The organism is Amycolatopsis sp. NPDC114478 (genome assembly GCF_055633805.1).
In genome coordinates, this window is the sequence record NZ_JBVKDO010000001.1 from 344,914 (window position 1) to 364,055 (window position 19,142).

Sequence of the window (19,142 nt, forward strand, 5' to 3'; positions counted from 1 at the left end):
CCACGCGGTTAGGGTCCCTGGAAATTACCCGCCGGTAATGGGAGCCCGCCGTTGAGCGTAGCCACCGAAGTGCCGGCCCGGACCGGCAACCGGGTCGCGGCGATCCTCGTCTCGCTCGCGCTCGCGGGCAACAACGCGGGCAGCTACGTGCTGAGCCTCGCGGCCGCGCGGATCCTCGCGCCGGGGGCCTTCGGGGAGCTGAGCTCGCTGCTGGCGGTGCTGGTCATCGGCGTCGTCCCGGCGATGGGGCTGCAGACGGTGGTGGCGCTGCGGGTCGCGCGCTCGCCTTCGCTGGCCCAGGGTTCGCTGTTCGCGCTGGGGCTGGTGACGAGCGGGATCGTGGCGACGGCGGGGTTGACGCTCAGCCCGTTGCTGGTGCTCCTGCTGCACCTGGGGTCGCTGACGCCGGCGCTGCTGGTGACGGCCGCGCTCGGGCCGTTGACGCTGCTGGGGGTGTTCCACGGGCTGCTGCAGGGCGCTCACCGGTTCGCGGTGCTGGCCGGGCTGATCGCACTGGAGGGGCTGGGCAAGGTCGGCGGTTCCCTGGTGGGCCTGCTGGTGTCCGGTTCTCCCACGGGCGCGCTGGCCGGGACGGCGCTCGGGTCGCTGGCGGTGGTCGTGGCGGGCTGGTGGGTCTGTGGCCGGCCGCGTCCCCGCTGGGCCGACCGGCACGGTTCGGAAGTACTCCACACGGCGCAGGCGATGCTGGCGCTGGTGCTGCTGGTGAACCTGGACCTGGTGCTGGCGCGGCACACGCTGCCGTCGGCTGCCGCCGGGGAGTACGCGCTCGGGGCGATCGTCACGAAGATCGCGTATTGGCTGCCGCAGGCGGTGGGGGTGCTCGTGCTGCCCCGGTTCGCGGCGTCGTCCGGGCGTCGGCGGGTGCTGCCGGTGGCGTTGGCGGTGTGCGCTTTCCTCGACGCGTTCGTGGTGCTGGCGTCGGTGGTGCTGGGGCCGTCGTTGCTCGCGGTGATCGGCGGCGCGCGGTACGCCGGGAGCACGATGCCGGTGTGGCCGTTCGCGTTGGCCGGGTCGATGCTGGCGTTGGTGCAGATCCTGCTGTACGCCCGGCTGGCCGACGGGGATCGCCGGGTGGCGGTGCTGATGTGGGCGTCGGTGGTCGTGGAGGCGGTGCTGATCACGACGTGGCTGCACGGATCGGCGACGCAGGTGGTGACGGTCGCGGCGTGCTGCGCGGGCGGGTTGGCGCTGGCGGGCGCGGTTCTCGAACTGCGGGCGCGCCGGGTTTCTTGAGCTTGGCCGGGACGACATGAACGACTCGTTCATGCCATCCGCCGACGGCCGCCTGGACGACTGACTGCCCACCGCCTCGCCACAAAAGCCGACGCCAAAGGCGAGAGGCCCCCGAGAACAGACACCGACGAGAACCCAGACTCCCCCGCACCCCGATCCGAAGCCAGAACACGGCCGGCAGCGCCGGGTCAAGGCATCTTTCCCGCCTTGACGCGGTGTTGCCGGCCGTAGTCACAATGACAGCTTCGGGGTGCCGGAAGGCGCTTTGGCAGGACAGCTGTCCCCGCCCCACTCGACCTCACTCGCCCCGCCCCCGCCCCAAACGCCATGAATTACCCATTCAAGTCACCTGACGCCAGGGCTCCAGCAGCCGGGCGGGGCGATGCTCCGCCTGGCACCACCGCCCGCGGAACGGCGGGCCGAAGAGGCGTTTCGGCCGCGCCGATCCGACTTTGCCGGGACCCTGGCGCCAGACGACATGAACGACCCTTTCATGTCATCCCCGGCCTGAGCAGCCCCCGTTTTCCACGCTACCGGGAGGCACTGACAGTTTCCCCGGTTAGCTCGCCGGTTCCGTCGGGTTCTCCTTGCGGGTGAACCAGTCCACGCACGTCGCCACCATCGCGGCCGCCGCGAGGAGCAGGGCCGCCTGGGTCACCGGGCCGTACGCCCACTCCTGGCCGTGGCCCAGGATGCGGCCCGTCACCGACACCACCGCCGCCACGGCCATCCCGCCGAACGCCAGGTACCTCGGCGCGCGGTCGTGGAACTGGCGGGTCAGCAGGCACGCGATCAGCAGCACCACCGGCAGCATCCCGCCCAGCGCCACCAGCAGTCCGATCAGCACCACCGGCACGAAAGCACCGCCCGGCAGCACCGCGAACGGCCGCCGCCGGGCCGGCCAGAAGACACCCACCAGCAGCAGCGCCACCGCCGCCGCCCCGACCAGCAGCGAAATGCGGTACGCCGAGTCCGGCGTGAACGACAGCGACACCACCCCGCCCGCGCCCGCCGGGACGATCCACGCCTGCTGCCAGCCGTCGACGCGCGTGCGGGTCAGCTCACGTCCGTCCAAAGTGGCCACCCAGCCCGCGTTAGCGTTCTCCGGGACCGCCAGCACCGCCTCCGCGCCCGGCGCCACCGTCACCGACCGCGAAGCCGCGTCCCACTTGCCCACCTGCACCGCGCGGTGCACCGGCGGGGCGGCCGCCACCGCCGGGCGCAGCCACAGGTCCTGGACGACGAACGAGTCCGACCGGTCCGTCCGCAGCTCGTGCCCGCCGGCCGGCAGCGAGATCCCGCCCTCCGAGTCCCGGCACATCCGCAGCTCCAGGGGCCGGTGCGCGGTGATGTCCGCCAGCGTCCCCTGCACCGACGTCCGGTAGTCGAGCCCGTCGAGGTGGACGTTCGGCCCGGACCCGCACGGCACCGTGAACGCCGGGTCCGGCCCGGGCAGCAGCCCTTCGGTGCCGGACAGCTCCAGGCTCCCGATACCCACCACGGCCCGCGCGGCCGGGTCGTCGTCATCGCCCGGCAGCACGATTTGCAGCTGGTCGGTGTCCAGCGGTTCGAACGACGCCGACCCGCCCGCGTCGAGCTGGACCGTGCGCGACCCCGACTTCCCCACCAGCTCCACCTGCCGGGGTGCCCGCGCGCCGCTCGCCGGCGCGACCCCGATGTGCAGCCCCGAAATCCGCTTCGGGGCGCCCCAGTTCAGGGTCAGCGTCGGGCGCAGGTCGGTGACGTCGGGGCGCCACGTCGTGCCCGCGTCGCCGTCCACCGCGGCGAACCCGCCCGCCGCCGGGTCGCCGGCCAGCTGGGACGTCGACGCCACCGTGACCCCCGGCAGCGCGACCGGGTTCTTGCCGCCGCCCGCGGGCAGCACCGTGCCGCCGACGAGGAACGTCTGCTCGGCCGGGGTGCTGAACAGCCGCCGGATGCCGTCGGGTTCTTCGCTGTCCCGGGCCGCGGACGCGTCGCACCGGACCGCGCCGTCGGCGGGAAGGCAGGCGAACCGCGGCGACGCGCCCCGCGTGAACGCGAACCCCGGCGCCGGACCCGCGGGCAGGTCGGCCGGAACCTCCAGCGCGCGCTGCGGTTCGGTGCCGGGGATCTTCAGCTCCGCGATGCCGACGTTCCCGTCCTGGCGCCCGACCACCAGCGACAGCAGCGTGATCCGCACCTTGCGCGTCACACCGGCGGCCACGGCGTAGGTGTGCGGCCCGGCCCCGCGGATCACCTGCTGGTCGACCGAACCGTTGTCGGTGGTGATCCGGACGCGCGTGGCCGGCCAGCCGACCCGGAGGTCGTCGACCATCTCCAGGTCGACCGAGTTCACCAGCCGCGGCGTGTCCAGCTCCACCTCGAGCCACTGGCCGATCGGCCCGGTGAACGACGACGAGCGCCACGACGTGCGCGGGTCGCCGTCGATCGCCGCGAAGGGCTGGTGCCCCGGGTCGGAGCCGCCGAACGCGTCGGCGAACGACGCCGCCGTCGACGCCGTCACCGCGCGGATGCCCCGGTAGGCCGCGACGGTCTGGTGCTCCTCGCCCGGGAACGGCAGCACGTCCCCCGCGGCGCGCTGCTGCCGGAACGCCTCGCCGGCGGTCAGGGTCTGGCTGAGGTTGTCCCGCACGCCACCGACGTTGCGCTCGGCGCGGCGCAGGCCGTCGGTCACCAGCCGCGGGCCGCCGGCCGAACCGCCGTCGCCGGTCAGCACCGTCGGCGTCGACGGGTCGAGCTGGCCCGAGTCGATCAGCGGGAGCAGGTTTTCCGGGCCACCGCTCACCGTCGGGACGTCGGTGGTGGCCGTCGCCGTCGCGAGCGGCACGGCCTTGCGCACCTCGTAGATCTCGAGGGGCCCGAACTCCGCCGCCTTGCCGATCCCGGGCGAGCCGGCCAGCCCGGCCCGCAGCGTCGCGATCGGCGGCGCGTTGGTCCGGTCGCGGTCGATGTCGTTGCGCAGCAGCAAGAACCGGTAACCGGACCGCGCGAGCAACGCGGCGAGCCCGGGGTCGCCGCGGCCGTCGGCGAGGGCCGCGTCGACCGAGTCCATCAGCCGCGTGTTGCCTTCGGACCCGAGCGGTACCTGGTTGCGCACCGCCCACGGGCTCTTCGCGATGGCCTGCGCGGGCTCGTCGACCGTGCGGCCCCAGTCGTATTCGCCGAACCCGGTGGCCGGCAGCAGCAGCGTCCGCGCGTTCGGGTCGGCCTTGGCGACGTAGCCCATCGCGTCGTACCAGTAGCCGGGAACCTCGTCCCAGCCCGGGCCGGAGCGCAGGTTCAGCAGCCACGCCGGCGCGGCCATCACGAGCACCAGCAGCAAGCCCAGCGCGGGCCGCAGGAACCGGCGCGGCGACCGCACTCGCACCGGGCCGGCGATCCCGTGCACGAACGCCAGCATCAGCGGCAGCCGCAGCACCGGCTCGAACTTGTGGACGTTGCGCAGCGGCGCGAGCGGGCCGTCGAGCAGGTGCCGGACCTGTTCGGCGAGCGGGCTGTCGAGCGTGCCGACGTACCCGATGGTCAGCAGCGTCAGGCCGGCGAGGACGCCCAGCACCAGAAACCGGCGTTCCGGCAGGCCGCGGCGGGTCAGGCCGAGCAGGCCGACGCCGGCGACGAGTCCCGTCGCGAGCATCAGCACGGGGTTGTCGATCAGCGACCAGCCGCCCGGCCACCACGGCGTGCCCTGCACGACGTAGGCGACCCACTGGTTGGTCCCGCGCAGCACCTCGAACAGCGACATCGGCGCGGTGGTGTTCGTCGCGGACTCGATGTAGTCCAGGAACGGCAGGCTGTACTCGCCGAGCAGCAGCAGCGGCAGGATCCACCACAGCGTCGCGCCGACGACGAAGACGAACCACCACAGGACGAGCTCGACGTGGTGGCGCGTCCACTTGCGCGTCAGCAGCCACAGTCCCGGCAGGACGAGCGCCATCACGACCATCGCGCCGTTGACCCCGCCCATGCACAGCACGGCGACCGCGGACAGCCCGGCGGCCCGCCGCGGCGAGCCGATCGTCCCGGCCCGGACCAGCGGCACCAGCACCCACGGCAGCAGCACCGCGGGCAGCATTTCCGCGGACAGACCGCCGATTTCGGTCAGCATGCGCGGCGCGAGCGCGTACCCGAGCGCGCCGATCAGCCGCGTGCGTTCGGTGCCGAGCTTCATCGCGCGCGCCAGCAGCAGGGCGCCGCCGAACGCGGCCGAGAGCAGGATCGCGCCCCACAGCCGCTGCGCGATCCACGCCGGCATGCCGACCGCCTGGCACAGCGCGAAGAACGGGCCCATCGGGAAGAGGTAGCCGTACGCCTGGTTCTGCAGCTCCCCCGCCGTCGCCTGGGGGTTCCACAGGTGCAGCGCGCGGCCGAGGAACGCGAGCGGGTCGACGGCGAGGTCGAGCTTGGTGTCGAACGTCGTCTTCCCCGGCATCTGCAGGAATGACAACGTGGTCAGCGCCAGCACGATCCAGGTGCTCGGCCGGCGGAAGAACGCGCCCACCGAGAACTTCCGGGCACCGCTCGAGGGCGGGGCGTCGTCCCGGGACCGTTCGCGGGTGGCGGTTACCATCCGGTAGATACTAGGCCGAAACCTGGCTACCATGTGCCGACGATTTTCTTGAGTCCCCGAACTCCTGGCAGGTGCGCCATCTCGTTCGAAGATGCCTGGGCTCTGGCCGAGCCGGTCAAGGGCTGGATGACGCGCGCGCAGGGCGAAGCGCTGTGGAACGCCGTGTGCCGCCTGGAGAAGGGCGACGTCGTCCTCGAAATCGGCAGCCACCAGGGCAGATCCACGATCGTCCTCGGCGCGGCGGCCCGCACGGTCGGCGCCACGGTGATCGCCGTCGACCCCTTCGTCGACGGCCGGCTGTTCGGCGGATCGCCGACGCGGCAGCTGTTCGAGCGCAACATCCGCCAGGCCGGGCTGGACGACGTCGTCGAGCTCGTCGCCGGCTACAGCACGGAACTGCGCCCTGACTGGGACCGCCCCTTACAGCTGCTTTACATCGACGGCAAGCACGACTACTGGACCTACACCGACGACCTGCGCTGGTCGGACCACCTGCCGCCGGGCGCGGAAATCCTGGTGCACGACTGCTTTTCCTCGATCGGCGTCACGCTCGGCACGATCGCGAAAGTCCTCTTCGGACGTCGGTACACCTATGTGGACCGGGCGACGTCGCTGGCGCGGTTCAAGCTCACGCCACCGTCCACGGCGGACCGCGTGCGCGTGCTGGCGCAGCTGCCGTGGTTCCTGCGCAACGTCGTGCTCAAGGTGCTGCTGCGCCTGCGGTTGCGGCCGCTCACGCGGCTGCTCGGCCACCACAGCCCGTACGACCCCTACTGAGCGACCGGCTTCCCGACCTCGGCCTTCGCCAGGCACACCGGCGCGCCCGGGCTGGAGAGCTGCACGTCGATGTGGTCGAAGAGGCCGTCCACCGGCAGGTACAGCGAATGCAGGCCGGCCTGGAACCACACCGGCGTCCGGTCGACCAGGCCTTCGCCGCCGTCCGAGGTGAAGTAGTCGAGCTTCAGCAGCTGCCGGCCGAGCACCGGCTTGTCCAGCGGGACGCGCACCAGCGTCTCGCCGACCGTGTACCCGCAGTTCGGCACCGGCCCGGGCAGCCCGCGGGAAACCGCGTCGACCCCGGTGATCGCGTGCGGGGTGCCGGTGGTGTCGAGCAGGTGCATCCGGTTCGTCGGCTGGTCGAAGTGCGTGCCGGGGATCAGGCCGGCCACGCGCGACGCCCGGGAGTCCGCACCGAACCACTCGTGGACCACATCGGACGGGACGAAGGTGTCGAAGAAAACGAGGGCGGGGTCCTCGGCGACGGCCGCGCGGACGTTGCCCAGGTACTGCGCGGAATGCGCGAACCGCAGCGCCGGCGCCAACCCGGAAAACCCGATCGCGGAACTGACGAGCAAAAGCACGCAGACGGTTAGCGCGATCGGTCGTTCACGCTTTCCGCCGGACGGCGCAACTTCGCCGGGTCGCAGGAAAGCGAACGCTCCACAAAGGGCGGCCGCCAGCGTGAGATCGGCGATGTACCGCGGATCGTCGCCCGCCGACGGCCCGACTTCGCGCAGCCGCGTCAGCGCCAGCAGCCCGACGTCCACCGCGAACAGGGCCGCGAGCAAGGCCCACGCACCCCACGCGCGCCGGCCGCCGGCGCGCACACCCGCGACCACCACGGCGATCGCCGCGACCAGCAGCACGGCGCCCACCGCGAACGGCGACGCCGCCCAGGTCGCGCCCGCCCCGGCGCCCGACCACGGCCCGCCGGCCAGGCCCGGCAGCAGCGTGTCGCCGAGCATCCGGCCGGTCAGGTCGGCGACCGTGCCGGCGGACACCGGCTGCGTGCCCGTGCCAACCTGGCTCGCCGTCACGGCGAAGTAGCCGGCCACGAACGCGGCCAGCAGCACGGCGTGCCCCGCCCAGTAGCGGGGGTGGTCCCGGAAGGACCGTCCGAGCAGGACGGTCACGCCGGCCAACAGCACCGGGATCAGCGCGGCCTTCTCGTAGAACGCGAGACCGAACAGCGTCCAGGCGAACGCGCCGATCCACCACCGGCCGCCGCCGTCGAGGTACCGGACGTGCGCGTGCAGCGCCCCGGCGCCTGCCAGCACGACCGGCACGAGCTGGACGCCGAACGACCACCACAGCGTCGGGACCAGCAGCAGCGTCGAGGCCGTGAACACGGTGAACGGCACCAGGATCGCCCAGCGGCGGCCGAAGCAGCGCACCAGCACGCACCAGAACAGCACCGTCGCGACGGCCCGCATCAGCAGCAGCGGCGCCATGAGCAGCGCGAAGTTCAGCGGCGCCCACCACGTCAGCACCGCGGCGAGGAAGAACCCGCCGGGCTGCAGGTGGCCGTGGTAGTCCTGGAAGAGGTAGCCGAGGTCGAACGGCCCGGCCGCGGCGGCCCGGTAGGTGACGACGAAGTCGTCCTGCGCGAAACTCCCGTGCAAGGCCGCCCAGGCGTGGAACGCAAACGGCACCACGCCGGCGACGAACGCCGCCAAGACCACAGTGGACGGTCTTCGCGTCACCCGCGGGGCGGGCTTCGCGGTCTCCACCAACACGGGCGTCCTCAATTCTTGCAGGCGGGCGGTTGGCACATGAGCTTGCTCAGCGCCTGGTAGAAGACGTCTGAGATCTTGCGCGGGTCCGGCGTGGTGAACGAGTCGCCGCCGGTCGCCGCCGAAACCCGGCGCAGCTCGCTCGCGTCGATGTCCGGGCCGATGCCGATCCCGATCACCGGGAGCGGCTTCCGCGGGTCCTGCAGCCGGCCCAGCTCGGCCAGCAGGCCGGGCAAGCCGACCGAGTCGCTGTCCTCGTTGCGGCCGTCGGTGAGCACGACGACGACGTTGATCCGGCCGAGCTGCCAGTTCTGGCGGGCGTTCTGGTAGGCGGCGAGGATCGAGTCGTACAGCCCGGTCGCGCCGCCGGGTTTCGGCTTGACCGCCTGCAGCGTCGCGACCCCGCCCGCGGCGAGCTGCTGGGAGATGGGCCGCATCGGCAACAGTTCCTTGTAGTCCTTGTCGCCGTCGAGCTTGGTCGAGAACAGCCAAAGCCCGATTTCCGTCGTCGGCTTGAACAACCCGAGGCCCTGGGTCGCCGCTTCCAGCGTCAGCGCCATCCGGCTGCGGCCGGTCCCGGGCACGGTGGCGGCCATCGAGCCCGAGACGTCGAGCAGCACCTGGACGCGGGCGCTGAGGTTCGCCCCGGCCCACGCCTGCAACACGCCGTACATCGCGTCGGGCGCGGGCGGCCCGGCCGGACGCGGTGCGGCGTCCGTGCGCGTGTCCCGGGGCCGGTCGCCGAGCAGCTGCCCGGCCGGCGTGCGGAACCCGGCGTCGGCGAACGTCTTCGTGGCCGTCTGGTCGAGCAGCAGCCGCAGGAACCGCTCGGCCGCCGACCGCGAAGCCTCGGACGCGCGCGGCAGCACGACGTACGGGTAGTCGAAGCTCGGCACGCCGGCCGCCGGGTACGCGGCGACGAGCTTGCGCGCCAGCACGGACTGCTCCGACGCGGGGGACGCGGTGAACGGCTGGCGCACCACGGACACCTTGCGGATCTCCTCGGTGAACGCCGCCGCGGGGTCGGGCGCGTCCTTGGTCAGCTGCTGCAGGCCGATCAGCGCGGCGATCGCGGCCGGGTCGCGGCTCGGGTCGGGCAGGCCGACCGGGCTGCCCGCGAGGACGTCCGACCAGGACGGTGACTTCCCCGGCCAGCCCGCCTGCTTCGCGACGTCGTCGGTCAGCGCCAGCACGACCGGCGAGCTCGCCACCGACTGGCCGGACTCGGGCAGGTTCCACGCGCCGAGGTCGCGGGCCTGCAGCAGCCAGCTGCTCGACTCCGGCACCCAGACGTCGGGGCCGTTCGCGCCGTTGGCCTCGAGCGCCGCCGCGGTGGCCGTCGACGCGGCCGCGGTGACCTCGACGGTGTAGCAGTCGGGTCCCGGCACGCTCCGGGCGAGCGCGCCCAGCACTGGCGCGAGGTCCGGCGCCGCGGTGATGCGCACCGGCGTCGTCGTGTCGCAGCCCCCGGCGGCGAGGCGGTCGCGCAGCCAGTCGACGCCGGCCCAGGCGAGCAGGGCGACCACGAGCAACACGCTCAGGACGACGACCCGAGCGTCGACGCGCCGGGCCCGCGCCGGGTGTGCCGCCATGCCCTCGCCTTCCGTCGTGGAGTCCTGGCAGCTTGCCAGCCGGGTGAGCGGGAAGCCAGACCCGGCAGCGGAAAGTGACGACGGAGGTGTCAAACCGAGGTGAGGGAATTGCGCGCCGCGGCCGTATTGGTGACGGTCCGGAACTGCGTAACATTTCCGCTTGACGCCCGTCCCACATGGGTAACAGCACGATGGCGGATCGCGATGACGATTCCGCCGTCCCCGAAACGGCGAACGGCACCGAACGGAGACGCAACCCGTGCGCACCATGTACGACGCGGTCACGGCCGCGAACATCCCCGCCGGCGCGGAGATGGTCGCGGGATACATCGACAGGATCACGCTCGAACCCTGGTCGGCCGAAGACTGGGCCCGGTTCCCCAACGCGGTCAAGGTCACCATCGTCAAGAAGGCGAGCACCAACGACGGTCACGTCCTGGACGTCGAACCCGGCGACGCGTCGCCGGGCGAGGCGCCGGGCTGGGTCCGGATGCGCCGCGCCGCGGGCGCCGACCCCACGGTCTACTGCAACCTCTCGACCTGGCCCGCGGTGCGCTCGGCGTTCTCGTCGGCCGGCGTCGCCGAGCCGCACTACTGGATCGCCCACTACAACGGCGATCCCACCATCCCCGACGGCGCGATCGCCAAGCAGTACCGCGGAGACGTCGCCCCGGGCTACGACGTCTCGTCCGTCGTGGACTACTGGCCCGGAGTGGACGGAAAAGGTTCCGCCTCGACTGGAGTGGAGATCATGGAGCGCATCACCGTCACCCCGCCGAACGCCAACCAGAACACGGTGCGGGTGTTCCTGTCCGGCAGTCCCGGCGCGGCGGTCATCGTCCGGCCACGGCTCGGCGGTGACGGCTTCTCGAAGCCGATGTGGGTCGGGGACATCTTCGCCTGGGGCAACGACCACCAGGGCGTCGGCCACAACCCGACGCAGGTCGCGGGCTACGACAACAAGCTGACGTCCCACCGGCGCTACGACCTGCCGGGCGCGGTGTGGGCCGACATCAACTACAGCGCGGCCGACCCGTTCGAGATCGACATCGTCGGCTGACGTGTCGCGTGCCCCGGTCTTGTCACGGCGCTGGCAGGATCGGGGCATGGAACGCGTGCTCGGCATCGGTGGGTACTTCGTCCGCGCGGCGGACCCGGAGGCGCTGGGCGCCTGGTATCGGGACTGCCTCGGCCTGGACACGGACGCGACCGGTGTGTGGCAGCAGCAGCCGGGCCCGACGGTGTTCGCGCCGTTCGAGGCGTCGACGGACTACTTCGGTTCCCGGTCGCAGCAGACGATGCTGAACTTCCGGGTCGGCGACCTGGACGCGATGCTCGCCCAGCTGCGGGAGAAGGGCGCCGACGTGGCCGACGACGTCCAGGAGATGGACGGTGTCGGCCGGTTCGGCTGGGTCACCGATCCGGAAGGCAACCGCGTCGAGCTGTGGCAGCCCGCCTAGCGCGCGCCGAGGCACGGCCGACAGCTCGGGTGCTGACGTTGCTCGAGTTGTTGCAGTCCGGCGGCACCCGTACCTCGGCTGAGCTGGCCGAGCGGCTGAACGTGGACGGACGCACGGTGCGCCGCTACGTGGAACACCTGCGCGCCCTCGGCATTCCTGTGGATTCCGTGCGCGGTCGTTACGGCGGTTACCGGCTGGCGCGCCACTACCGGATGCCTCCGTTGATGCTCACCGACGAGGAAGCACTGGCAGTCGTCTGGGGGCTGCTGCTGACGGGCCGGCCGGGGTCCGGGCCGGCCTCGATCGGCGACGTGGAGGCCGCCACCTCGAAGGTGCGCCGGGTACTGCCCCCGGCCCTCGGCTCGCTGCTGGGCGGGGTGCTGACGCAGGCGTTCGGCTGGGCGGCGGTGTTCTTCGTGAACGTCCCGCTGGCCGCGGCCGCCGCGGTCCTCGCGTTCGTCCTGCTGCCGGCCGACCCGGCCCGGGTGCCCGGCCGCCGGTTCGACCTCCCCGGCGCGCTGACCGCGACGCTCGGCACGACGCTGGCGGTGTTCGCGCTGGTCGAAGGGCCGGAACTGGGCTGGACTTCGGTGCTGCTCCCGGCTTTCGCCGGTCTCGCCTCCCTGGCCGCGTTCGTGGTGATCGAGCGCCGTAGCCGCGACCCGCTGTTGCCGTTGCGGCTGCTGCGGGAGCGCAACCTCGGCACCGGCGTCGTCGTGACGTTCCTCTACATGGGCACGTTCGGGACGCTGCTGTACTTCCTCACCGGCTACTTCCAGGGCGTGCACGGCTACGGCGCGCTGGCGACCGGGCTCGCGTTCGGCGTGCCGATGGTGGCGATCGCGGCCGGTTCGCAGGCGGCGGGCCGGCTGGCCACGCGCTTCGGCACGCGGCCGACGCTGGTGGTGTCCCTGGTCGTCGGCGGGGCCGGGGCCGTCCTGCTGGGACTGTCGATGACGCTGGATGCGTCCTACCTGGACGTGGTGCCGGCGCTGGTCGTGCTGGGGCTGGGGCAAGGCGCGGGCTACACGCTGATGTTCGGCGCCGCCGCGGCCGGGACCCCGGCTTCGGCGCAGGGGATCGCGTCCGGGGTGGCCTCGACGGCGCAGCAGGTCGGCGGCACGGTGGGCCTGGCGGTGTTCGTGGCGGTGGCCAACGCCGGAACGTCCGAAGTGGACGGTCTGCGCACGGCGGTGCTGCTGGCCGCGGCGGGAATCGCGCTCACGGCCGTGGCCGCCTTGCGGTTCGGCGGCGCGCGGCGGGTGCCGGTTCCGGCCTGAGCAGCCCCCGGTTGCCACGCTACCGGCGGGCACCGACGAAAACCGGCGCCGGCCGAGCGCGGAAGAGCCACCATCCCCCGCGATGGTGGCTCTTCCGCTTTGTTCAGTCCGCCAGGGCCAGCAGATCGGCCTCGGGGACGGGTTCTTCGGCCGGTCGCTTCCGGGCGGCCAGGCCGCTGATCGCGATCAGCAGGCCCAGCACCGCGATCCCGGTGACCACGCTCAACGCCGGCGTCAACCCGGTGAGCAGCGCGGCCGGCGAGGCTTCACGACCGCCGTTCGCGGTCAGGACCGCCGTCACCACCGCCAGGCCGATCGCGCCGCCGACCTGCAGCGACGTGTTCAGCAGGCCACCCGCCAAGCCCTGCTCGCTGTCCGGGATCCCGGCCGTGGCCTGGATGTTCAGCGAGGAGAACGCCAGCGTGAAGCCGATGCCGAGCAGGATCATGCTGGGCAGGACGTAGGCGGCGTACCCGGAGTGTTCGTCGACCCGCAGGAACAGCGCGTAGCCGATGACGTGCGCGACCACGCCCGCGAAGATCGTGCGCGGCGTGCCGACGCGGTCGATCAGCGGCTCGATGCGCGGCGAACCGAACGCCACGATCAGCGCCGCCGGCAGGAAGCCGAGCGCCGTCTGCAGCGCGGACCAGCCCAGCACCCGCTGCAGGTACAGCATCACGACGAACTGGAACCCGATGTACGCGCCGAAGAACAGCGCGCCGCCGAGGTTCGCCCGGGCCAGCGGACCGGACTTCAGGATCCCCAGCCGCAGCAACGGGTGGCTGCTGCGCTTTTCGATGACCACGAACGTCACCAGCAGGGCGGCCGCGACGAGGAACGTGATCAGCGTGCGCGGCGCGGCCCAGCCGACCTCCGGCGCCTCGACGACGCCGAACACCAGCAGCAGCGAGCCGGCGGCGCCGGTGATGGCGCCCGGGAAGTCGTAACCGCGGCCCTCTTCCCGCTGGTACGACGGGATCAGCTTCCACGCCGCCACCAGCGCGACGAGCGCGATCGGGGCGGGCAGCAGGAACGTCCAGCGCCAGCCGACCTCGGTCAGCAGGCCGGAGAACACGAGGCCGGCGGAGTAGCCGCTGGCGCCGAACACGGCGAAGATGCTGATCGCCTTGTTGCGGGCGGGCCCTTCCTGGAACGTCGTGGTGATGATGGACAGCGCGGCCGGTGCGGTGAACGCGGCGGCGAGGCCCTTGATGAAACGGCTGGCGATGAGCAGCGCGCCGTCGTCGACGAGCCCGCCGAGCAGCGAGGCCAGCGCGAACACGGCGACGGCCACGAGGAACACGCGGCGGCGGCCGAGCAGGTCGGCGGTGCGGCCACCGAGCAGCAGCAGCCCGCCGTAGCCCAGGACGTACCCGCTGACGACCCATTGCAGCGCGTTGGTGGACAGGCCGAGGTCGGCCTGGATGGCGGGCAGCGCGACCCCGACCATCGACACGTCGAGCGCGTCGAGGCCGATGACGATCGAAACGGTGAGCAGGACACCCCAGAGACGTGCGTCCCACCGCGTGGAGGTGGTGGACAAGGACACGGAAGAGCTCATGGCGGCGACACTACATGCACACGCATCTAATGTCGATGCATTTAATGCGTTTGCATCTGATGCTCGCGCATGATAAGTTGGCCGCCGTGAGCGACGTCGCTGAACAGGGTCTGGTCCAGGAGTGGCACGAGTTGCTGGCCCGCTACTCGGCCGTGTTCACCACGCTCGAGTGCCGCCTCCAGGAGCGCCACGGCATCGGCGCGAACGAGTTCGAAGCCCTGGAGCGCCTGGCGACGTGCGACTTCAAGTGCCGATCGGCCGATCTGACCGGAGCGATCCACCTCAGCCAGAGCGCGACGTCACGGCTGGTGGCGCGGCTGGAGAAGGAAGGGCTGGTCGAGCGGGCGCTGTGCGAGGTCGACCGGCGCGGCATCTTCGTGACGATCACCGACGCCGGCCGGGAGAAGTACCTCGCGGCCAAGCGGACGCACCGCGAGGTGCTCAACGAGACGCTGCGCTGAGCGTCAGCCGACCGGCCCCTCGGCCGCTGTCACCTGAAGCTGCTGCTGCCCGCCCGACGCGGCCGTCACCGTCAACGTCAGCTTGTCGCCCGGGTGGTGGGTGTCCATCACGTTCGTCAACGTCGTCGCCGAGTCGACCGGCTTGCCGTCGATCGCCGTGATCACGCTTCCCGCCGTCAAGCCCGCCTGCTGCGCCGGGCCGCGCGAAACCACCTGGCGGACCTGGGCACCGCCCTGGCCGTCCGTCACCGAGACCCCGATGAACGCCGTCTTGCCGATGTGGATCTTGTCCGTCGCCGTGCCCGCGACGATCTTGTGGGCGATGTCGACCGCCTGGTTGATCGGGATCGCGAACCCCTGCCCGGCGCCGCCGCTGCGGCGGCCGTTGAGCTGGTAGCCCGTCGACGCGGCCGTGTCGACGCCGATGACCTGCGCGTTCGCGTTGACCAGCGGGCCGCCGGAGTCGCCGGACTCGATGTTCGCGCGGACCTGGATCAGGCCGGTGAGCTGCTCGGACGACCCGCTCGACTCGTCGGACGCCGTGATCGACTGGTCCAGCGCGGTCACCGTGCCCGGCGCCGGCACCGGGTCACCGCCCTTGCCGCCCGCGTTGCCGAGGCCGAGGATCTGGTCGCCGACCTTGACCGTGCCCGAGTCGCCGATGCTCGCCGTCGGCAGGCCGGAGGCGCCGTCGAGCTGGATCACCGCGACGTCCTCGCTGCGGTCGTAGCCCACGACGTGCGCCTTGTACGTGTCGCCGGTGCCGATGCTGGTCACCTTGATGCTGGTCGCACCCGCGACGACGTGGTTGTTCGTCAGGATCTCGCCGTCCGGGGTGAGCACGATCCCGGTGCCCGCCGCGGCCGCGCCCTGCAGGCCGAGCTCGGTGTTGACGTTCACGATCGCCGGGTCGACCTTCGCGGCCACGGCGCCGGCGTCGAGCACCGTCTGCGACGAGCTGGGCTGCCCGGAGAAGCCGAAGTTCTGGTTGCCGCCGGCGTTCGAACTGGTCGAGGCCGAGATGAGGTGCCCGATGCCGAGCCCCGCGACCACGGCGATGGCCACCGCGACGACGGCGAACGCCAGCGCGCGGACGGGCCGCCGGCGCGGCGGCTGCGGAACGGGCGGTGGGAAGCCATGAGGGGCACCTTCATGGCCGTAATAGCCATAGGGGGCACCCTGCTGGCCGTAATAGCCCTGGGGCTGGGTGTACTGCGGCGGGTACGGGCGGCCCCACTGGTCGCGGGGCTGGTCGTAGGGCTGCTGGTCGTAGTAGCCCTGCCCCTGCGGGTACTCGCCCTGGCCGTAGCCGTACGGGTACTCGCCGCCGCCCCGCGGTCCTCGGTCGTACTCGCTCATGCACAGCTCCAGCCCTCGACAAGCCTCCGGCCGTTCCAGGAAACGCCCCGTTCCTGAGAATTTCCTGGCGCGCTTCCATGGACTTCCTGTGGATGTACCCGGGACGGGACCGGAGCCGAGCCGACGTGACCGACGTTACCCCCGGCTGACCGCCGGCACCGCCTCCCGGATCGAAGCCGTCAGGCGGTCGGCGCGCTCGCTCACCGCCGCCACCCCGGGCGGGGCCACGCCGGAGTGGATCTCGATGCCCAGCCCGGCCGTCACCGCCGCCGCCCGGGCCGCTTCCGCCACGGCCGCCAGGTCCGCGGCCACCCAGGGGTCCGGCGGCACCCGGTCCGCCAAGTCGAGCACCGCCGCCGCGGCGGTGATCACCTCGGCCGCCGGGACGCACGCGCGCCGGCGGGCTTCGGCCAGCGCGGAGTCCCGCGCCTCGCCCGGTGGCAGCCGGTGGGCCCGGCCGAGGACAGCCGCCGCGTGGGCCTCCTTCTCCGCCAAGCGCAGCGCGTGCATGCTCAGCGCCCCGGCTTCGCGGGCACCGGAAATCCGGCCGGCCAGGGCCGCGGCCTGGGCGACGTGCAGGGCCGCCGTCGCGCCGCCGCCCGGGGAGGCGTCGGAGGCGAGGGTCTTGAGGAAGTCGCTCATGATCAGGTCACGCATGGCTCACCGCCGGATCCGTTCCATGCCGGGGTCGACCAGCGGCTCGGCGGCCACGGTGGCCGCGACCCGGCGGCCGAAGTACTCGATCTCCACGCCGCGGCCGATGTCCGCCGACGCCGGGAGCCACGCGTAGGCGATCGGCCGCCCGATGGTGTACCCGTACGCCGCACTCGTGACGTAACCCGCGCCCACGCCGTCGACGAACACCGGTTCCTTGCCCAGCACGACCGTGCGGCCGTCGTCGATCGTGAGGCACCGCAACCGCCGCGACGGCGTCCGGCCCTCGAGCGCGTCCCAGCCCAGGAACTCCCCCTTCGCCGGGCGCACCGCGAAGTCGACGCCGGCCTCGTACGGGTCGTGTTCGGTCGTCATGTCGGTGCCCCACAGCCGGTAGCCCTTCTCCAGCCGCAGGCTGTTGAACGCCGCGCGCCCGGCCGCGATGACGCCGAGGGGCTGCCCGGCCGCCCACAGCGCGTCCCACAGCCGCAGGCCGTTGTCCGCGCTGGTGTAGATCTCCCAGCCGAGTTCGCCCACATAGGACAGTCGCATCGCGACCACCGGCACCCCGGCGATCCGCGCCCGCCGCGCCCGGAAGTACTTGAGGCCCTGGTGCGAGAAGTCCTCACGCGACAGCGGCTGCACTAGGTCCCGCGCGAGCGGGCCCCAGACGCCGACGCAGCACGTCCCGCCGGTGATGTCCCGGACCTGAACACCGGGAGGCGCGTGCTTGACGAAGTGGTCGACGTCGATGCCGCCGTTGATCCCGACCTGGAACACCTCCGGTTCGAGCCGCGCGACCGTGACGTCGCTGCGGATGCCGCCGGCGTTGTCGAGCATCAGCGTGTAGGTCACCGAGCCGACAGACTTGTCGAGCTGGTTGGTCGTCAAGGACTGCAGGAACTCCAGCGATCCGGGTCCGCTGATCTCCACGCGCTTCAACGGCGTCATGTCGTACAGCGCGACGCCGTTGCGCGTGTGCCACGCCTCGGCCGCCGCGATCGGCGAGTGGAACTGCGCCGACCACGCGTCCCGTGCCGGCGGCAGCGCGTCGTGCGGGAGCTTCTTCAGCAGTGGCGCGTTGGCCTCGAACCAGTGCGGCCGCTCCCAGCCGCCGGCCTCCAGGAACACCGCGCCCAGCTCGCGCTGCCGGACGTGGAACGGCGTCACGCGCAGGTCACGCGGGGAAAGCTTGGGCTGCAACGGGTGCAGGATGTCGTAGACCTCGACGAAGTTCTGCTGCGCCGTCTCGTGCACATAGGACGGTGCGAGCTGGACGTCTTCGAAGCGGTGGACGTCGACTTCATGGGTGTCCACTTCGGAATGCCCGTCGACGAGCAGCTCGGCGACCGCCTTCGCGATGCCGGCGGAGTGCGTCACCCAGATCGCCTCGGCCAGCCAGAACCCGCGGACGTCGGCCGACTCGCCGACCAGCGACTGGCCGTCCGGGGTGAACGAGAAGATGCCGTTGAAGCCCTCCTCGACCTTCGTCTGACGCAGCGCGGGCAGCAACAGCTGACTCTGCTCCCACGAAGGCGCGAAGTCGTCCTCGGTGAAGGGCAGCATGGACGGCATGGCCGTCTCCGTCACCGACGGGTCCAATGTGGACTCCTCGACCGGCATCGGCCGGTGCGCGTAGGAGCCGATGCCGAGCCGGTCGACGTGCTCGCGGAAGTACAGGTCCTGGTCCTGGTGGCGCAGGATCGGCAGGCTCGCCTCGACCTCTTCGGTGTTGCGCCCGACGAGTTCCGCGACCTGCCCGGTCTTCGCGTATTGGTGCGCCAGCGGCAGCAGCGGGACGTCCATACCCACCATCGCACCGATCTCGCGGCCCCAGAACCCGGCACACGACACGACGACGTCGGCCGGGAAGTCGCCCTGGTCGGTCCGGACGCCGGTGACGCGCCCGCCGTCCTGCAGGACGGCGGTCACCCGCGTGGAGCCGATGAACTTCGCACCGCGCGAACCCGCCCGCACGGCCAGCACCTCGACGGCCTTGGCGGCCCGCGCGAGCCCGTCGGTGGGGACGTGCAGCGCGCCGAAGATCCGCGAACCGTCCAGGAGCGGCCAGCGTTCGACACATTCGGCGGCGTCGATCAGCGACCCTTCGACGCCCCACGACGTCGCCCACCCGTGCTTGCGCTTGAGGTCCTCCCAGCGCGCCGGGGTGGTCGCCACCTCCATGCCGCCGACCTGGAGGAAGCAGTCCAGCTCCAGGAACTTCTCGACGGTGTAGCGGGCGAAGTCCGTCATCGCCTTGGACGCGTTGGTCTGGAACACCAGGCCGGGCGCGTGCGAAGTGGACCCGCCGGTGCGCGGCAGCGGGCCCCGGTCGAGCACGGTGACGTCGGTCCAGCCGCGGGCGGTCAGCTCGTCGGCGAGGTTCGCGCCGACGATGCCGGCGCCGATGATCACTACTCGCGGTGCGGTCATGGCGG

13 protein-coding genes are annotated in these 19,142 nt (G+C 72.2%); 6 read left to right on the forward strand and 7 right to left on the reverse strand.

The window, feature by feature from the left end; translation table 11 throughout:
* Positions 1-51 precede the first annotated feature (51 nt).
* Positions 52-1,254: a lipopolysaccharide biosynthesis protein gene (locus tag ACZ7OH_RS01685; protein ID WP_470279101.1), complete on the forward strand. Its 1,203-nt coding sequence runs from the start codon at positions 52-54 to the stop codon at positions 1,252-1,254.
* 559 nt (positions 1,255-1,813) lie between these two features.
* Here ACZ7OH_RS01685 and ACZ7OH_RS01690 read toward each other — a convergent pair.
* A complete protein-coding gene (locus ACZ7OH_RS01690; protein WP_470279102.1) occupies positions 1,814-5,824 on the reverse strand; it encodes an alpha-(1->3)-arabinofuranosyltransferase in 4,011 nt (1,336 codons plus the stop codon).
* A gap of 126 nt (positions 5,825-5,950) precedes the next feature.
* Between ACZ7OH_RS01690 and ACZ7OH_RS01695 the strand changes: the two genes are divergently transcribed.
* Positions 5,951-6,601: a class I SAM-dependent methyltransferase gene (locus tag ACZ7OH_RS01695; RefSeq protein ID WP_470279103.1), complete on the forward strand. Its 651-nt coding sequence runs from the start codon at positions 5,951-5,953 to the stop codon at positions 6,599-6,601.
* Here ACZ7OH_RS01695 and ACZ7OH_RS01700 read toward each other — a convergent pair.
* Positions 6,595-8,337, reverse strand: coding sequence for a hypothetical protein (locus ACZ7OH_RS01700; RefSeq protein ID WP_470279564.1), 1,743 nt, complete (start codon positions 8,335-8,337; stop codon positions 6,595-6,597). The genes ACZ7OH_RS01695 and ACZ7OH_RS01700 overlap by 7 nt on opposite strands.
* Positions 8,338-8,348: 11 nt before the next feature.
* Positions 8,349-9,929: a substrate-binding domain-containing protein gene (locus tag ACZ7OH_RS01705; protein ID WP_470279104.1), complete on the reverse strand. Its 1,581-nt coding sequence runs from the start codon at positions 9,927-9,929 to the stop codon at positions 8,349-8,351.
* A 259-nt stretch (positions 9,930-10,188) separates the two neighbouring features.
* Here ACZ7OH_RS01705 and ACZ7OH_RS01710 point away from each other — a divergent pair, with 259 nt between their 5' ends.
* The 3 genes from ACZ7OH_RS01710 to ACZ7OH_RS01720 are packed head-to-tail and all read left to right on the forward strand — an operon-like array spanning position 10,189 to position 12,669.
* Positions 10,189-10,989 carry a glycoside hydrolase family 25 domain-containing protein gene (locus ACZ7OH_RS01710; RefSeq protein ID WP_470279105.1) on the forward strand — a complete coding sequence of 267 codons (801 nt, stop codon included), beginning with the start codon at positions 10,189-10,191 and terminating at the stop codon, positions 10,987-10,989.
* Positions 10,990-11,035: 46 nt separating this feature from the next.
* Positions 11,036-11,389 carry a VOC family protein gene (locus tag ACZ7OH_RS01715; protein ID WP_470279106.1) on the forward strand — a complete coding sequence of 118 codons (354 nt, stop codon included), beginning with the start codon at positions 11,036-11,038 and terminating at the stop codon, positions 11,387-11,389.
* Positions 11,390-11,418: 29 nt separating this feature from the next.
* Entirely contained in the window at positions 11,419-12,669 is a 1,251-nt protein-coding gene (locus tag ACZ7OH_RS01720; protein ID WP_470279107.1) for an MFS transporter, read from the forward strand.
* 103 nt (positions 12,670-12,772) lie between these two features.
* Here ACZ7OH_RS01720 and ACZ7OH_RS01725 read toward each other — a convergent pair whose 3' ends face one another.
* Positions 12,773-14,230 (reverse strand): MFS transporter, encoded by a 1,458-nt coding sequence (locus tag ACZ7OH_RS01725; RefSeq protein WP_470279108.1) that lies wholly within the window; start codon positions 14,228-14,230, stop codon positions 12,773-12,775.
* A gap of 86 nt (positions 14,231-14,316) precedes the next feature.
* On the opposite strand from ACZ7OH_RS01725, the gene ACZ7OH_RS01730 reads away from it, so the two are divergent.
* The gene (locus ACZ7OH_RS01730; RefSeq protein WP_400893774.1) at positions 14,317-14,691 is read left to right on the forward strand and encodes a MarR family winged helix-turn-helix transcriptional regulator; all 375 of its coding nucleotides are present in this window, start codon (positions 14,317-14,319) and stop codon (positions 14,689-14,691) included.
* 3 nt (positions 14,692-14,694) lie between these two features.
* On the opposite strand, the gene ACZ7OH_RS01735 is transcribed toward ACZ7OH_RS01730, so the two are convergent.
* The 3 genes from ACZ7OH_RS01735 to ACZ7OH_RS01745 form a co-directional block, all read right to left on the reverse strand.
* The gene (locus tag ACZ7OH_RS01735; RefSeq protein ID WP_470279109.1) at positions 14,695-16,050 is read right to left on the reverse strand and encodes a trypsin-like peptidase domain-containing protein; all 1,356 of its coding nucleotides are present in this window, start codon (positions 16,048-16,050) and stop codon (positions 14,695-14,697) included.
* Positions 16,051-16,185: 135 nt separating this feature from the next.
* On the reverse strand, positions 16,186-16,707 hold the full coding sequence (locus ACZ7OH_RS01740; protein ID WP_470279110.1) for a cyclodeaminase/cyclohydrolase family protein: 522 nt from the start codon (positions 16,705-16,707) through the stop codon (positions 16,186-16,188).
* Between the two features lie 3 nt (positions 16,708-16,710).
* Positions 16,711-19,137 carry a GcvT family protein gene (locus tag ACZ7OH_RS01745; RefSeq protein ID WP_470279111.1) on the reverse strand — a complete coding sequence of 809 codons (2,427 nt, stop codon included), beginning with the start codon at positions 19,135-19,137 and terminating at the stop codon, positions 16,711-16,713.
* Positions 19,138-19,142: the final 5 nt, after the last annotated feature.

What these genes read in the sequence shown, in the direction of transcription:
- ACZ7OH_RS01740 (WP_470279110.1), bottom strand. Translation starts at nt 16,707, where the DNA reads ATGCGTGACCTGATCATGAGCGACTTCCTCAAGACCCTCGCCTCCGAC.
- ACZ7OH_RS01735 (WP_470279109.1), bottom strand. Translation starts at nt 16,050, where the DNA reads ATGAGCGAGTACGACCGAGGACCGCGGGGCGGCGGCGAGTACCCGTAC.
- ACZ7OH_RS01695 (WP_470279103.1), top strand. Translation starts at nt 5,951, where the DNA reads ATGACGCGCGCGCAGGGCGAAGCGCTGTGGAACGCCGTGTGCCGCCTG.
- ACZ7OH_RS01745 (WP_470279111.1), bottom strand. Translation starts at nt 19,137, where the DNA reads ATGACCGCACCGCGAGTAGTGATCATCGGCGCCGGCATCGTCGGCGCG.
- ACZ7OH_RS01705 (WP_470279104.1), bottom strand. Translation starts at nt 9,929, where the DNA reads ATGGCGGCACACCCGGCGCGGGCCCGGCGCGTCGACGCTCGGGTCGTC.
- ACZ7OH_RS01690 (WP_470279102.1), bottom strand. Translation starts at nt 5,824, where the DNA reads ATGGTAACCGCCACCCGCGAACGGTCCCGGGACGACGCCCCGCCCTCG.
- ACZ7OH_RS01715 (WP_470279106.1), top strand. Translation starts at nt 11,036, where the DNA reads ATGGAACGCGTGCTCGGCATCGGTGGGTACTTCGTCCGCGCGGCGGAC.
- ACZ7OH_RS01725 (WP_470279108.1), bottom strand. Translation starts at nt 14,230, where the DNA reads ATGAGCTCTTCCGTGTCCTTGTCCACCACCTCCACGCGGTGGGACGCA.